Annotated in this window: 15 protein-coding genes; 9 read left to right on the top strand and 6 right to left on the bottom strand. The window is 66.1% G+C overall.

All coding sequences use genetic code 11. The features are described from left to right. Positions 1-166: 166 nt before the first annotated feature. Complete coding sequence (leuS, locus tag GYH34_RS05520) at positions 167-2,782, bottom strand: leucine--tRNA ligase (RefSeq protein WP_161912716.1); 2,616 nt, start codon at positions 2,780-2,782, stop codon at positions 167-169. Positions 2,783-2,843: 61 nt separating this feature from the next. On the opposite strand from leuS, the gene GYH34_RS05515 reads away from it, so the two are divergent. Both GYH34_RS05515 and GYH34_RS05510 read left to right on the top strand, forming a co-directional pair. After that, the gene (locus GYH34_RS05515; RefSeq protein ID WP_161912715.1) at positions 2,844-3,203 is read left to right on the top strand and encodes a hypothetical protein; all 360 of its coding nucleotides are present in this window, start codon (positions 2,844-2,846) and stop codon (positions 3,201-3,203) included. A gap of 13 nt (positions 3,204-3,216) precedes the next feature. After that, positions 3,217-3,891 (top strand): YggS family pyridoxal phosphate-dependent enzyme, encoded by a 675-nt coding sequence (locus GYH34_RS05510; RefSeq protein WP_161912714.1) that lies wholly within the window; start codon positions 3,217-3,219, stop codon positions 3,889-3,891. On the opposite strand, the gene GYH34_RS05505 is transcribed toward GYH34_RS05510, so the two are convergent. Further along, on the bottom strand, positions 3,888-4,436 hold the full coding sequence (locus GYH34_RS05505) for a L,D-transpeptidase family protein (protein ID WP_161912713.1): 549 nt from the start codon (positions 4,434-4,436) through the stop codon (positions 3,888-3,890). The genes GYH34_RS05510 and GYH34_RS05505 overlap by 4 nt on opposite strands. A gap of 83 nt (positions 4,437-4,519) precedes the next feature. On the opposite strand from GYH34_RS05505, the gene GYH34_RS05500 reads away from it, so the two are divergent. From GYH34_RS05500 to GYH34_RS05485, 4 genes are all read left to right on the top strand, one after another. Beyond that, on the top strand, positions 4,520-5,179 hold the full coding sequence (locus GYH34_RS05500) for a response regulator transcription factor (protein WP_161912712.1): 660 nt from the start codon (positions 4,520-4,522) through the stop codon (positions 5,177-5,179). Between the two features lie 37 nt (positions 5,180-5,216). Continuing rightward, complete coding sequence (locus GYH34_RS05495; protein WP_161912711.1) at positions 5,217-5,654, top strand: cyclic nucleotide-binding domain-containing protein; 438 nt, start codon at positions 5,217-5,219, stop codon at positions 5,652-5,654. 55 nt (positions 5,655-5,709) lie between these two features. Further along, positions 5,710-6,312, top strand: coding sequence for a hypothetical protein (locus tag GYH34_RS21790; RefSeq protein ID WP_197745450.1), 603 nt, complete (start codon positions 5,710-5,712; stop codon positions 6,310-6,312). A gap of 148 nt (positions 6,313-6,460) precedes the next feature. Next, positions 6,461-7,792, top strand: coding sequence for a DUF3422 domain-containing protein (locus GYH34_RS05485; protein WP_161912710.1), 1,332 nt, complete (start codon positions 6,461-6,463; stop codon positions 7,790-7,792). 6 nt (positions 7,793-7,798) lie between these two features. Here GYH34_RS05485 and GYH34_RS05480 read toward each other — a convergent pair whose 3' ends face one another. The 3 genes from GYH34_RS05480 to GYH34_RS05470 form a co-directional block, all read right to left on the bottom strand. Then, on the bottom strand, positions 7,799-8,962 hold the full coding sequence (locus tag GYH34_RS05480; RefSeq protein ID WP_161912709.1) for an AAA family ATPase: 1,164 nt from the start codon (positions 8,960-8,962) through the stop codon (positions 7,799-7,801). 26 nt (positions 8,963-8,988) lie between these two features. Then, positions 8,989-9,447, bottom strand: coding sequence for an META domain-containing protein (locus GYH34_RS05475; protein ID WP_161912708.1), 459 nt, complete (start codon positions 9,445-9,447; stop codon positions 8,989-8,991). Between the two features lie 133 nt (positions 9,448-9,580). Continuing rightward, positions 9,581-10,576 (bottom strand): D-glycerate dehydrogenase, encoded by a 996-nt coding sequence (locus tag GYH34_RS05470; RefSeq protein ID WP_024881173.1) that lies wholly within the window; start codon positions 10,574-10,576, stop codon positions 9,581-9,583. A gap of 245 nt (positions 10,577-10,821) precedes the next feature. Here GYH34_RS05470 and GYH34_RS05465 point away from each other — a divergent pair, with 245 nt between their 5' ends. After that, positions 10,822-11,370, top strand: a complete 549-nt coding sequence (locus tag GYH34_RS05465) for an SH3 domain-containing protein (RefSeq protein ID WP_161912707.1) — start codon at positions 10,822-10,824, stop codon at positions 11,368-11,370. Positions 11,371-11,429: 59 nt separating this feature from the next. Here GYH34_RS05465 and irrA read toward each other — a convergent pair whose 3' ends face one another. Continuing rightward, the gene (gene irrA / locus GYH34_RS05460) at positions 11,430-11,831 is read right to left on the bottom strand and encodes an iron response transcriptional regulator IrrA (RefSeq protein ID WP_197745455.1); all 402 of its coding nucleotides are present in this window, start codon (positions 11,829-11,831) and stop codon (positions 11,430-11,432) included. A 273-nt stretch (positions 11,832-12,104) separates the two neighbouring features. Here irrA and fabA point away from each other — a divergent pair, with 273 nt between their 5' ends. Next, positions 12,105-12,620, top strand: a complete 516-nt coding sequence (gene fabA / locus GYH34_RS05455) for a 3-hydroxyacyl-[acyl-carrier-protein] dehydratase FabA (protein ID WP_018267877.1) — start codon at positions 12,105-12,107, stop codon at positions 12,618-12,620. Between the two features lie 92 nt (positions 12,621-12,712). Continuing rightward, complete coding sequence (gene fabB, locus GYH34_RS05450) at positions 12,713-13,936, top strand: beta-ketoacyl-ACP synthase I (RefSeq protein ID WP_161912705.1); 1,224 nt, start codon at positions 12,713-12,715, stop codon at positions 13,934-13,936. Positions 13,937-13,939: the final 3 nt, after the last annotated feature.

The raw sequence follows: 13,939 nt of genomic DNA, 5'->3' as shown, positions 1-13,939 counted from the left end.
CCCCTTCAGGGGGAGGGTCGGACCGCGAAGCGGTCCGGGGTGGGGTCGCTCCCGAGACTCGGGCGTCACCCCCTCCCGCTCGCCTGCGGCGATCGACCTCCCCCCTCCAGGGGGAGGTGGAAGCGCCTTTTCGCCCGAGGCCGCGGACAGGAGCGCGCGCCGCCGTTCAAACGACCACATTGACGATCCTCTTGGGAACGAGAATGAATTTCTTCAACGGCTTGCCTTCCATGGCGCGCAGCACGGCCTCCTGCGTCAGCGCCTCCTCGCGGATCGTCGCCTCATCGGCGTCATGGGCCACGAGAATCTCCGCGCGCTTCTTGCCGTTCACCTGCACCGGCAAGCTTATCATGTCCTGCGCGACGAGAGTAGGATCGGCCTCAGGCCAGGGCGCCAGCGAGACGATCTCGGAATGGCCGAGATCGCTCCAGCATTCTTCCGCCACATGCGGCGTCATCGGCGCGAGCAGCTGCACGAACACATCCGCCGCCTCGCGGAAGGCGAAGGCGAGATCGGCGGAGACAGGAACCGTCTCCACCTTGTCGAGCGCGGCGGTCAGCTCATTGGCGTATTCGCGAATGCGGGCGATCGCCGTGTTGAAGCGCAGACGCTCGATATTGTCGCCGACGGCGGCGATGGTGCGATGCGTCGCCTTGCGCACATCGAGCGCCGCCGCGCCGAACTCGGCCGGCGCGCTGGCGCCGACGGGCGCCGCGACATTGGCGAGCTCGCCGGCCAGACGATAGATGCGCTGCACGAAGCGCCAAGCGCCCTGCACGCCCTCCTCCGTCCACACGACATCGCGGTCGGGCGGCGAATCGGAGAGCACGAAGAGACGCGCCGTGTCGGCGCCATAGCTGGCGATAATGTCGTCTGGATCGACCGTGTTGCGCTTCGACTTGGACATTTTCTCGATCGCGCCGATCACGACCTCCTCGCCCCCCTCGATAAGGAAAGCGCGGCGGCCCTTGTCGCCGGTCTCGAAACGCAGCTCGCCGGGCGCGATCCATTTGCCGGAGGCGGCGCGATAGGTCTCATGCACCACCATGCCCTGAGTGAAGAGGCCGGCGAAAGGCTCGGCGACGCCGCCATGGCCAGTGTCGCGAATGGCGCGCGAGAAGAAGCGCGAATAGAGCAGATGCAGAATCGCGTGCTCGATCCCGCCTATATACTGATCCACCGGCAGCCAGCGCGCGAGCTGCTCCGGCGCGGCGGGCGCCTTCTCATTGTGCGGATCGGTGAAGCGCGCGTAATACCAGGACGAATCGACGAAAGTGTCCATCGTGTCGGTTTCGCGCCGCGCCGCGGCTCCGCATTTCGGACAGGCGACATTCTTCCAGGTCGGATGATGGTCGAGCGGATTGCCCGGCCGGTCGAAGGTCACATCCTCCGGCAGCTTCACGGGAAGATCGGCGTCCGGCACGGGCACCACGCCGCAATCCGGGCAGTGGATGATGGGGATCGGGCAGCCCCAATAGCGCTGCCGCGAAATGCCCCAATCGCGCAGCTTGTAATTGATCTTGCGCTCGCCCTGCGGACGGCCGTGCAGCTGCGCGGTCTCGAGGCGCTTGGCCACCTCCTCCTTCGCCTCGGCGACGGTGAGCCCGTCGAGAAAGCGCGAATTGACGAGCCGGCCCTCGCCGTCGAAAGCGGTCTCGCCAATGATGAGAGTCGCAGGATCGACGCCCTCCGGGCAGACGACCGGCGTCGCGCCGAGGCCGTAAGCATTGGCGAAATCGAGATCGCGCTGGTCATGCGCCGGGCAGCCGAAGATCGCGCCCGTGCCGTAATCCATCAGGATGAAATTGGCGACATAGACGGGCAGCGTCCAGGATGGGTCGAAGGGGTGAACGACGCGCAGGCCGGTGTCGTAGCCTTTCTTCTCCGCCGTCTCGATCGCCGCCACCGACGTGCCGATATGGCGGCACTCTTCCGCAAAGGCGGCGAGCGCCGGATCGCGCGAAGCCGCCGCGCGCGCGACCGGATGGTCGGGCGCCAGAGCGACGAATTTCGCGCCGAACAAAGTGTCCGGGCGCGTGGTGAAGACCTCGATCTCGCCCGTCGGATCGCCGGCGATGGCGAAGCGCGCCAGCAGCCCTTCCGAGCGGCCGATCCAATTGCGCTGCATCAGCCGCACCTTCTCGGGCCAGCGATCGAGCGTGTCGAGCGAGGTGAGAAGATCATCGGCGTATTTGCCGATGCGCAGGAACCATTGCGTCAGCTCGCGCTGTTCCACCAGCGCGCCGGAGCGCCAGCCGCGCCCGTCGACGACCTGCTCATTGGCGAGCACGGTCATGTCCACCGGGTCCCAATTGACCTTGGACTGCTTGCGATCGACGAGACCGCCGGCGAGGAAATCCAGGAACAGCTTCTGCTGATGCTTGTAATAGGCGGGATCGCAAGTTGCGATCTCGCGCGACCAGTCGAGCGAGAGCCCCATGGATTTGAGCTGCGTCCGCATGCTCGCGATATTGGCGTAGGTCCAGGTTGCCGGATGCGAGCCGCTCTGCTGGGCGGCGTTCTCCGCCGGCAGGCCGAAAGCGTCCCAGCCCATGGGATGCAGCACGTCGAAGCCCTTGGCGCGCTTGTAGCGGGCGATGACGTCGCCCATGGAGTAATTGCGCACATGGCCGACATGGATGCGCCCCGAGGGATAGGGGAACATTTCGAGCACGTAATATTTCGGCTTCGTCGCGTCGCCGGAGGTGAAAACCTCCCGCTCGTCCCAAATCTTTCGCCATTTGGGCTCGGCCGCGGCGAAGTCGTAGCGTTCTGGTCTCATGGGTCCGAGCGGTCCTGATCGAATTGTGGAGTTTCGCCTGTAATGCCGGGCGAGGCGGGGCTTGTCAAAGGCGCCTCTCGCCGCGAAGCGGGGCGCGTGCTATATCCGGGCCATGTCGGCGCAAGTGCTCTTCAACCCCCTCGCCTATATCGATCGCCTCACCCGCGGCGGCTTCTCGCCTGAGCAGGCGCGCGCCTCCGCCGAGGCGTTGGAGACGGCGTTCTCCGAGAGCGTGGCCACAAAGGCGGACGTCGGGGATGTTCGGCACGACATGGAATTGCTGAAGCGCGACCTCGCCGAGGTGGAAGGACGGCTAAAGCTGGAAATCTCTCAGTCCAAGACAGAAATCCTGCGCTGGGTGTTCGGCTTCAACCTCGTGCTGATCGGCGCCATCTTCACTATCGTCAAATTCGTCCGCTGAGGCCGAAACTCCCATGACCGTCGTCGATCGGCTGAACGCCGCCAAGGACGCCATCGCCGTGCGCGCCCGCGATTGCGGCCGCGAGCCGGCCGAGATCACCCTCGTCTGCGTCACCAAGACCTTTCCGGCCGAGGCGGCGGTTCCGCTGCTCGAGGCCGGCCATCGCGTCTATGGCGAAAATAAAGTGCAGGAGGCGCGCGCCAAATGGGGCGAGCTGCGCCAGCGCTTTTCGGGCGTCGAGCTGCATCTCATCGGCCCGCTGCAATCCAATAAGACGCGCGAGGCGGTCGAGACCTTCGACGTCATAGAGAGCGTCGATCGGCCCAAGATCGCCGAAGCCCTCGCCGAAGAAATGCGCCGCCAGGGCAAGCGCTTGCGCCTGCTGGTGCAGGTCAACACCGGGGCGGAGCCGCAAAAGGCCGGAGTGCTGCCGCAGGAGGCCGACGCCTTCATCGCCGAGTGCCGGCAGAAGCATGGGCTGGAGATCGCCGGGCTGATGTGCGTGCCGCCGGTCGGCGAGCAGGCCTCGCCGCATTTCGCTTTGCTCGCCGAGATCGCCGCCCGCAACGGGCTGAAGGAGCTGTCCATGGGCATGAGCTCGGATTACGAGCTCGCCATTCAGCTCGGCGCCACCCATGTGCGCATCGGCTCGGCCATCATGGGCGAGCGCGACTATTCGAAGGCTTAATCGACGACAATGCGGACGCCGGCGGCCAGACGCGGCAGCAGCCGCGCCATATCGCGCGCCCGCAGCGCCACGCAGCCCGCCGTCGGCCCCAGCGTCTCCGTCGCGATATGGAAGAAAATGGCGCTGCCGCGCCCCAGCACGCGCGGGCGGATATTGTAGTCGAGCACGCCGACGACGTCATAGAGATGGTCGGACCGCCAGAGCCGCTCATGACCGAGCGGCGTCTTCCCGCGCAAGGGACGATTATAGAGGAAGGACCGAGGGTCGTCGCACCAGAGATCATCCGGGCGCGTGAAGCGCGCCGCGACGGAGCGAGGCTTTTCCACCCGGCAGCGACGCAGATAGAAAGAGAGCAGCGTGAAGCTTCCGGCTGGCGTCGCGCCATCGCCCTCGCGCTTGCGGCGCGTGATCCCGGAGCGGCCGAGCGCGCAGGGGAGCACGAGATCGCCGGCGATCAGCCGGCCTTCATGCGGGCGGCCGCCGATCCGCCGCGCGACCTTCAGCGTCGACACCCCGCCATGATGGCGGAAAGACCCCTGCGTCATGAACCTCCTCCCTCGCCGCGCGCCTTGAACGGCGCGCGTCCTTGGCCGATCATGGGCGCGAGAGCCCAGTCCCGGAAGCGCCGATGACGGAAGCGCCAACGCCGCGCAAGCGCAACATATTGCTCCTCGCCGGCGCGGGATTGCGCGCCTCGCTCACGGAGCAGCTCGCCCGCTATCCCGAATTCGCGGTCGCGCCCGCCGCCTCCGCGCAGGAGGCGACTCGCCTCTTGGACGAAGGCGGCTACGACATCGTGCTCGCCGAGGCGGCGATCGGCGAGGCCTTTGCCCATGACGCCCGCGAGCGCTTCCATGGCGCGATCCTTCTCATCGGCGCGCCGAGCGTCCCCGGCGCTCGCGACTATATCGCGCGGCCGTTTCGTTTCGCCCATCTTCTCGCCCGGCTACGGGCCACGACGGACGAGCGCGAGCCGCCTATTGTCGCGGTCGGCGGCTTCCGCTACCGGCCCGGCGCCTTCGAGCTGACCGACGCCGCGCAAAGGCGCGTGCCGCTCACGGAGAAAGAGGCCGAGATATTGACGCGGCTCACCGCGGCGCACGGCGCGGTGGTGACGAAAGACATGTTGCTGCGCGAGGTTTGGGGCTATCATCCGACGGTGACGACGCGCACGCTGGAGACCCATGTCAGCCGGCTGCGCCGCAAGATCGAAACCGACCCCGCCGAGGCCCGCCTTCTTCTCACCGAAAAGAACGGCTATCGGCTGGTCTTCTCCCCCGCGCGCTGACCGCGCGGCGAGACGCCCCGAGGAAAGCAGCCGGGACATGGCTCTCGACGACGATATCGCCAATCTGAGGCGCATTCCCCTGTTCGAGGATTTCGAGGTCGAGGCGCTGCGCCTGCTGACCTTCAGCGCCGAGACGAAATTGCTGCGCGCCGGCGATGCGCTGTTCCGCCGCGGCGAGCCTTCCGACGGCGGCTATATTCTGACCAATGGCTCCATCGCGCTGGAGAAGCACGACGACGGACGCCCCGCCGACAAAGTGCTGCGGCCCTTCGCGCTGATCGGCGAGACCGCGCTCATCACCGAGACGACGCGCCCCGTCACGGCCATAGCGCGCGAGCCGGCGACAATCCTCAAGATCACCCGTGCGCTCTTCCTGCGCATATTGGAAGAGTTTCCCAACACGGCGACGCGCGTGCGCGCCCGCGTCGCCACGCGCCTGACTCAGCTGGCGCAGGAGCTGAAATTCGAGGCCTGAGCCGGCCGCTGCGAAACAAAAAATCTGTCTCGTGTGTCGTCGTAAGGAGGAGAAAATGCAAAATCCGTTGAAATCCGGCGTTTTCGCCGCGATCGGCGTGACGATCTCCCTCGCTCTGCTGTCTCCGGCCGATGCGCTCGCCGGCGTCACCAGCGTCGCGAGCAAATCGGTCGTCTCGCCGCCGTCCGCGGTCGAGGCGGCGCATTACAGCAGCCGCCAGCATCGTCATTATGTGCGCTACGCGAATCATTGTCGGCCGATTCGCCGGCATCATGCGCTGCGCTATTACCGCTATGGCTATGATCCCGCGGCGGCAGCGATCACCTCGGCGGCCGCCGGCGTCATCGCCGCGGGAGCCTATTCGCCCTATTACGCCTATCCCTATGGATATGGCTACGGCTACCGCTATCCCTCTTACGGCTATGGATGGGGCGGCGGGCCGGTCGTCTATGGCGGCGGCTGGGGCTATCGTCCGCGCTATTTCGGCGGCTGGGGCGGCGGCTACCATCGCGTCGGCGGCTGGGGCGGCGGATGGGGTCACGGCGGCTTCGGTCACGGCGGCTTCGGTCATGGCGGATGGGGCGGAGGCTTCCATCATGGCGGCTTCGGCGGTGGATTTCACCACGGCGGCTTCGGCGGCGGCTTCCATCATCGCTGAACGGCGCCGCTGACGGCGAGGCGGCGACGCCTCGCCTTTTCGTTCGTTTTGTCGCATTCCGGCGGCAGGCTCCCTCGCTATTCTCGAAAGCGATTCGGCGAGGCCAGCGCTCGCCCGGAAAAAGCGAAACGAAACGAAAGAGAGAGAAATGGCGTCAGACCAGGAGAGCGACGCGCCCATCGCCGGACGCTTGGCCGAGCATGAGGCCCGCGCGGCCGTCCTCGCCGAGCTGCACGCCCGGCCTTTCCTACCGATCACGCTGCCGCAGCGCGTCTATCATTTCGCCTTCGCCACCAATGAGGAGGAAGCGCGCGCCGACCGCGCCGCCCTCGCCGATCTCTGCCGCGCCCATATGCTGGTTCCGCGCCCCGGAGACGCCAAGTTCCAGCGCCTCTCGATCGGCGACTGGCGGCTGCGCTGGGAGCAGCATACGGAATTCACCACATACACCTGGTCGACAGACAAGGACTCCGGCGAGCCCTTCACCCATCCCGATCCCATCGGGACCGGCGAGATCGCCTTTCGCGCGCCCGGCCGGCTGATCGTCGCCACCCATCTCTGCGCGCTGGAGAGCGGCCATTCTCACGAGCCCTATGTCGGCCTGTTCAACTCGCAGAGCCTCTGCGTCATTCGCGCGGCCAAGGGCGCCGCCCATGTGATGACCGATTTCGCGGTCGATCCTTTCGGCTTCACGCGACTTTTGGTGAAGGAGAGCGCCATTGGCGCGCTGGAGACGGGACGACTGATCCAGCGCGTGCTGGAAATCGAGACCTATCGGACGATGGCGCTGCTCGGCCTGCCGGAGGCGCGCAGCGCCGGGCCGGAGCTGCGCGCCATGGAGCGCGAGATCTCCGACATCACCCAGGCGCTGAGCCAGACACAGGACATGCGCACCAGCCGCGATTTGCTGAAACGGCTGAGCGATCTTCTGGCGCAGAGCGAGGCGCTGTCGACGCGCACGGCCTTTCGCTTCGGCGCGAGCCGCGCCTATCACGCCATCGTCAAGAACCGCCTCAACCTCCTGCAGGAGGCGAAGGAGAGCCAATATACGACCATATCGGCATTCTTCAGCGCGCGGCTCGATCCGGCGATCGAGACCTGCAACGCATTCGAGACGCGGCAGGCGCGCCTCGCGCGGCAGGTGGAGCGCGCCACCGATCTGATGCGCACCGGCATCACTTTCGAAATGGAGCAGCAGAACCGCGATCTGCTCGACGATATGAATCGCCGAGCGCGGCTGCAGATGCGCCTGCAAAAGCTGGTCGGCGGCCTCTCCATCGCGGCGCTCAGCTATTATGTCGCCGGCCTCTCGCTCTATTTCTTCAAGGGCCTGAAGGACGCCGGCGCTCTGCCCTTCGGCTTCACCGGCGAGGAAGCGGCCGCAGCGGCCATGCCCTTCGTCATCTTCGGCGCCTGGTCCTTCTGGCAGCGCGTGAAGCGCCTCTCCGCCAAGGCGCAGGAAGAAGAGAAGGTGAGCTGACGCGCGTCAGCGCTTGGGCCATTCCCAGCACGGCCCGAAGCCCTCGCCGGCGAGACGGGTCTCGCCGAAATCCTTGGTCAGCTCGATCGCGCGCGAGTCCGGCACGCGCACGAGCAGATCGGCCAGCTCGCGGCAATGCGTCACCACGACGATCTGCGATCGCTGCGCCGCGGCGGCGATGAGCCGCGCCAGAGCGGGAATGAGATCGGGATGCAGGCTCGCCTCCGGCTCGTCCAGCGCCAGCAGTTCCGGCGGGCGGGGCGTCAGCAGCGCCGCCACCAGCATCAGATAGCGCAAGGTTCCGTCCGAAAGCTCCGCCGCTTTCAAAGGCCGCAGCAGCCCGTGCTGACGCATGGAGAGCTCGAACCAGCCGTCGCGCGTCTCGATCTCTATGGCGGCGCCGGGAAAAGCGTCGTCCACGGCCCGCGCGAGCCCGGCTTCATCGCCGATCTCGAGAATGGTCTGCAGCGCCGCGGCGATATCCGCGCCGTCGTCGGCGAGGATGGGCGTATGCGTGCCGACCTGCGGTCTTCGACAGGGCGCCTCCACATCGGTCCGCAGACAATCATAGAAGCGCCAGGATTGCAGCTTGCGGCGCACGGAAATCATCTCCGGCGCGGCGCGCGGATCGGAGAATTCCGTCATCATGCTCTCGAAATCCGCGATCGGCGTCGGGATCACGCGCCAGGCGCCGCTGTCGTCCATGGCGCGCAGCCCCGGCCCATGGCGATCGACCAGCAGTGCGGACGGGCGGAACAAAGGCCCGGACCAGACACATTCGCGCTTGATCGCCGGATCGAGCAGAAAGGCCGAGGCGCTGAGGCCGGGCGGCGGGAAGCCGAGATCGACGGCATAAGAGAGATCGGCGGCGCCGAAGCCGAGCCGCAACTGCACCGGCCCCTTGCGCACCAGCCCTTGCACCGGATGGCGGCCGGCGCGCACGGCCCGACCGATCTGCTCCGGCCCGGCCCAGAGCGTGGACTGAATCCCGCCCTCCCGCGCCAGAGAACTCACCAGCCGACCCCGGGCGGTGTCGGCGAGAAGGCGCAGAGCGCGGTAGAGGCTGGATTTTCCGCTGCCGTTGGCGCCCGTCACGACATTGAGCCGCGCGAGCGGAAGGATAAGGTCCCTCAGCGAGCGATAGCCGGAGACCGCGAGGATCTCGAGCATTGCGCGATCCTCACCTCAGCTGCTCGTCAGAGCGAGCGCGTGAAACGCAGCACGCCGCCCTTGGCGCCTTTGAGGATGAGGTCGGAGCCCTGCAGGTCCCAGAAGGGGCCGGACAGCATCACCTGCCAGAAATCGCGCTCGATCGCCTGAAGGGCGGGATCGCATTTGGCGTCGGCGACGGCGGGCATGGCTTTGGGACCCAGACGATTGGCGCCGACGACGAAAACGCCGGACCAGGATTTGCAGCCCGAGAAGCCCGAGCCGCGCATCGTCGTGTCGATGCGAATCCAAATGTCGGCGGGCGGCGCCTTGCCGTTTATGTCCTTGAGATTGAAAATATAATTATGCGGGAAGGGCTTGTAGTTCGGCGGCGGCTCCTGCGCGGTCGCCTCCTGCTGATTCTCCTTTTGCGCCGGCTTGCCCTTGGCCAGCGCGGGGCCGCAGGCGGCGAGGCCGACCAAAAGCGCGGTCAGAAATCGTCTCATCCTTCGATCCTTGTTGAGAGCGATCCTCGAGCGAATCGCATCAGGAGAATGGCGCGCGTCTTGTGGTTTTTTTCCGAACGGAAAAGCGCCGGAAAACTCCGACGCGCGCGGGGCGAGAAGCGGAAACGCGCCCTCACAACATGCTGGGCAGAACGCGATCCGGCGGGCGGTGCCCGTCCATGAAAGTCTTGATGTTGATGATGACTTTCTCGCCCATGTCGACACGGCCCTCATTGGTGGCCGAGCCCATATGCGGCAGCAGCGTGACCTTGCCGGCCTTGGCGAGCTTGACGAGCTTGGGCGAGACGGCCGGCTCATGCTCGAAGACATCGAGGCCTGCGCCGGAAATCTCATCGGCCTCCAGCATGCGGATCAACGCATTCTCGTCCACGATCTCGCCGCGGGCGGTGTTCACGATGATGGCGTGCGGGCGCAGCTGCTTCAGCCGCCGGGCCGAGAGCAAATGATAGGTCGCCGGCGTATGCGGGCAGTGGATCGACAGAATGTCGATGCGCGCCAGCATCTGGTCCAGCGATTCCCAATAGGTCGCCTCGAGCTGGTCCTCGATCTCGACCGGCAGGCGGCGGCGGTTGTGATAATGGATGGAGAGGCCGAAAGCGCTGGCGCGGCGGGCCAGCGCCTGACCGATGCGGCCCATTCCGACAATGCCGAGGCGCTTGCCGGTGATGCGATGGCCGAGCATCCAGGTGGGCGACCAGCCGCCCCAGGAGCCGTCTGGAATGGTGCGGGCTCCCTCGACGAGGCGGCGCGCCACGGCCAGGATGAGGCCCATTGTGAGATCGGCCGTGTCCTCGGTGAGGACGCCGGGCGTATTGGTGACGGTGATGGAGCGACGCAGCGCCGAGGCGACGTCTATGTGGTCGACGCCATTGCCGAAATTGGCGATGAGCTTCAACTGGTCGCCGGCCTGGCCGATGAGGCCGGAGTCGATGCGGTCGGTGATCGTCGGCACCAGCACATCCGCCGTGCGGACGGCCTCGACGAGCTCCTCATGGGTCGCCGGCCGGTCGCTCACATTGAGGCGCGTGTCGAAAAGCTCGCACATGCGGGTTTCGATCACCTCGGGGAGCCGGCGTGTCACCACGACGAGCGGCTTCTTTTTCGCCATCTTCCCCTTCGTCCTCCCGCCTCGCGCGACTAAGCTCTCCGGCGCGCCCGAAGGCACGTTCCGCCGGAACGAGCCTTTGGAGCGGTTTCGACGTCTCTTCAACCAGGTCTTAACGACGATGGATGAAAAGAGCGTTTCGCCGCCCGCGCCCCTTTCCCACCGAACTTCCTAGCAGATGGCGGGACAAAGACAAGACGAGGCGTCATTCGCAACTGCGAAGGGCGCGCTCCGGGAGAAGAGTAGAAATGGACGCAAAGCCACTTCCGAGCCGACGCGCGGCCGCCGCGATCCGCCGCGCCGTCGATCTGCTGGCCGTCTCGACGCTGCTCGCCATCGCGCCGGCGAGCGCCGACGCGCAGCAGCAGGTCGGCTCTGCGTCCGGCCTGCCGCTGCCGCGTTATGTCAGCCTCAAATCGGACCGCGTCAATCTGCACGAGGGGCCGAGCAAGGAGCATCCGACGCTCTGGGTCTTCGAGCGCGCCGGTCTTCCGGTTGAAATCACCGCCGAATTCGAGACCTGGCGAAAAATTCGCGATTCGGAGGGAACCGAGGGCTGGGTGCTGCATTCGCTGCTCTCCGGCCGCCGCACCGCCCTCGTCGCGCCCTGGAAGAAGGAGCCGATCCTCGCCTACGCCAGCGATCGTGCGACGGCGGTGGCGAAACTCGCGCCCGGCGTCGTCGCCAGCCTGCGCCGCTGCGACGGAGCCTGGTGCCGCGTCTCGGGCGAGGGTTTCGACGCCTATGTGAAGCAGGAAGGGCTTTGGGGCGTCTATCCGGGGGAGAAGATCGAGTGAGCGGTCGTTAGGCTCTCACGCCTAGAGGCGGGACGCGGGCGAGCGGGACAGCGCCTTCGTCAGTCCTCGTCCTTGCAAAGGCGGATCACCACATCGACGCGGGCGATTCTCATGCCCGGCGGCGGAGCCGGCAGGCTGGCGACGTCCACATGAGCGCCGGGGATATCGACGAGCCCCTCGCCCTCGACCAGGAAATGATGATGCTCCGACACATTGGTGTCGAAATAGACGCGCGCGCCGTCCACCGCGATCTCGCGAAGCAGGCCGACATCGGTGAATTGGTGCAGCGTGTTGTAGACGGTGGCGAGCGAGACCGGCAGATCTGCGGCCAGCGCCTCCTCGAAAAGCTTCTCGGCCGTCACATGGCGGTCGCCCTTGCCGAACAGCAGCCCGCCCAGCGCCACGCGCTGACGCGTCGGCCGCATGCCGGCGGCCATCAAGCGGCTGCGCAGCCGCCGCATGACGTCGCTCGACGCCCGCTCGGATATTTGCTCGAACGTCATTCGCCCGTTCTTCCCGCCCCGCATCTTGTCTCTTTCGTTACAATAGGGAAGCTCGGCGGCAGAGACAATCCTTTCCTCCGCGGGCCGCTCGGGACCGACGAAAGCGCTCTTGAAAGCGCTCTTGGAGCCGCGCGCCCCCTTTGACCCGGCCGGCGCCTATGTTAACGAATGCGGCTTCCGGCCCGCAGCGCGGCCGGAAATCGTCACGTCAGAGACGCAAGAAGGAACATCATGAGCGAACGGCGCTCGTCTTTCGGATATGAGGATCTGCTCGCCTGCGCGCGGGAAGAGCTTTTCGGCCCGGGCAACGCCCAGCTTCCGCTGCCGCCCATGCTCATGTTCGACCGAATCACGGAAATTTTCGAAGAAGGCGGCGCCCATGGCAAAGGCTATGTGCGCGCCGAGCTCGACATTAATCCGAGCCTCTGGTTCTTCGACTGCCATTTCAAAGGCAATCCGGTGATGCCGGGGTGCCTCGGCGTCGATTCGCTGTGGCAGCTCACCGGCTTTTTTCTGGGCTGGCTCGATCTGCCCGGCCGCGGCATGGCGCTCGGCGTCGGCGAGGTGAAATTCAGCGGTCAGGTGCGGCCGCACAATAAGCTCGTCCGCTACGGCGTCGATTTCAAGCGCGTGTTCAAATCCAAGCTCGTCCTCGGCATCGCCGACGGCTGGGTGGAAGTGGACGGCGAACGTATTTACGAAGCGAAAGACCTGAAGGTCGGTCTCGCCAAGCCCGAAGCCGCGTGACGGCCTGACGGGGCGCCGATCGGGGCGCGCGAGACAATCGCCAAATCCAGACGGGACAGCCAAAGAGCCCGCCGGCGCGAGGGAGTTCGGACATGAGAAGAGTGGTCGTGACCGGCATGGGCGTCGTTTCGTCCATCGGCAACAATACGCAGGAAGTCGTCGCCTCTCTGCGTGAGGCGAAGTCGGGCGTCGTCAAGGCGGACAAATACGCCGAGCTCGGCTTCCGCTGCCAGGTGCATGGCGCGCCGACTCTCGACCCGTCGACGATCCTCGACCGCCGCGCCATGCGCTTCCACGCCATGGGCACGGCCTGGAATCATGTCGCCATGGATCAGGCGATTCTCGACTCCGGCCTCGCGCCGGACGAGGTTTCCAACGAGCGCACCGGCATCATCATGGGCTCGGGCGGCCCGTCCACCAAAGTGGTCGTCGAATCCGCCGATATCGCCCGCACCAAGGGGCCGAAGAAGGTCGGCCCCTTCGCCGTGCCCAAGGCCATGTCCTCGACCGCCTCGGCGACGCTCGCCACCTGGTTCAAGATCAAGGGCGTGAACTATTCCATCTCCTCGGCCTGCGCGACGTCGAACCACTGCGTCGGCAACGCCTATGAGATGATCCAATGGGGCAAGCAGGACATTATGTTCGCCGGCGGCTGCGAGGAGCTCGAATGGGAGCTCTCCGTGCTGTTCGACGCCATGGGCGCAATGTCCTCCTCCTATAACGACCGTCCGGCCACCGCCTCGCGCGCCTATGACAAGAATCGCGACGGCTTCGTCATCGCCGGCGGCGCTGGCGTGCTGGTGCTGGAGGAATATGAGCGGGCCAAGGCGCGCGGCGCGAAAATCTACGCCGAGATCGCCGGCTATGGCGCGACCTCCGACGGCCATGACATGGTCGCCCCTTCCGGCGAAGGCGCGATGCGTTGCATGCGCCAGGCGCTCGCCGGCGTGAAGACGCCGATCGACTACATCAATCCGCACGCCACCTCGACTCCGGTCGGCGATCTGAAAGAGATCGAGGCGATCCGCGAGGTCTTCGGCCGCGGCGAGAAATGCCCGCCGATCTCGGCGACGAAATCGCTGACCGGCCATTCGCTCGGCGCGACCGGCGTGCAGGAGGCGATCTATTCTCTGCTGATGATGCAGAACGGCTTCATCTGCGAGAGCGCCAATATCGAGGAGCTCGATCCCGAATTCGCCGATATGCCGATCCTGCGCGAGCGGCGCGACAATGTCGCTCTGCGCGCCGTGCTCTCCAACTCCTTCGGTTTCGGCGGCACCAATGCGTCGCTGGTGTTCAAGCACCCGGACGCCTGACGA

The organism is Methylosinus sp. C49, assembly GCF_009936375.1.
Classification (GTDB): Bacteria; Pseudomonadota; Alphaproteobacteria; order Rhizobiales; family Beijerinckiaceae; genus Methylosinus.
The sequence above is the reverse complement of the archived record's forward strand: the minus strand, read 5'-3'. Positions and strand labels throughout refer to the sequence as shown.

Bases quoted from the DNA above. Each gene is read 5' to 3' on its own strand.
- GYH34_RS05510 (WP_161912714.1), top strand. From the start codon at position 3,217: ATGACCGTCGTCGATCGGCTGAACGCCGCCAAGGACGCCATCGCCGTG.
- leuS (WP_161912716.1), bottom strand. From the start codon at position 2,782: ATGAGACCAGAACGCTACGACTTCGCCGCGGCCGAGCCCAAATGGCGA.
- GYH34_RS05500 (WP_161912712.1), top strand. From the start codon at position 4,520: ATGACGGAAGCGCCAACGCCGCGCAAGCGCAACATATTGCTCCTCGCC.
- GYH34_RS21790 (WP_197745450.1), top strand. From the start codon at position 5,710: ATGCAAAATCCGTTGAAATCCGGCGTTTTCGCCGCGATCGGCGTGACG.
- fabB (WP_161912705.1), top strand. From the start codon at position 12,713: ATGAGAAGAGTGGTCGTGACCGGCATGGGCGTCGTTTCGTCCATCGGC.
- GYH34_RS05465 (WP_161912707.1), top strand. From the start codon at position 10,822: ATGGACGCAAAGCCACTTCCGAGCCGACGCGCGGCCGCCGCGATCCGC.
- irrA (WP_197745455.1), bottom strand. From the start codon at position 11,831: ATGCGGCGGCTGCGCAGCCGCTTGATGGCCGCCGGCATGCGGCCGACG.
- GYH34_RS05480 (WP_161912709.1), bottom strand. From the start codon at position 8,962: ATGCTCGAGATCCTCGCGGTCTCCGGCTATCGCTCGCTGAGGGACCTT.
- fabA (WP_018267877.1), top strand. From the start codon at position 12,105: ATGAGCGAACGGCGCTCGTCTTTCGGATATGAGGATCTGCTCGCCTGC.
- GYH34_RS05475 (WP_161912708.1), bottom strand. From the start codon at position 9,447: ATGAGACGATTTCTGACCGCGCTTTTGGTCGGCCTCGCCGCCTGCGGC.
- GYH34_RS05485 (WP_161912710.1), top strand. From the start codon at position 6,461: ATGGCGTCAGACCAGGAGAGCGACGCGCCCATCGCCGGACGCTTGGCC.
- GYH34_RS05495 (WP_161912711.1), top strand. From the start codon at position 5,217: ATGGCTCTCGACGACGATATCGCCAATCTGAGGCGCATTCCCCTGTTC.
- GYH34_RS05470 (WP_024881173.1), bottom strand. From the start codon at position 10,576: ATGGCGAAAAAGAAGCCGCTCGTCGTGGTGACACGCCGGCTCCCCGAG.
- GYH34_RS05505 (WP_161912713.1), bottom strand. From the start codon at position 4,436: ATGACGCAGGGGTCTTTCCGCCATCATGGCGGGGTGTCGACGCTGAAG.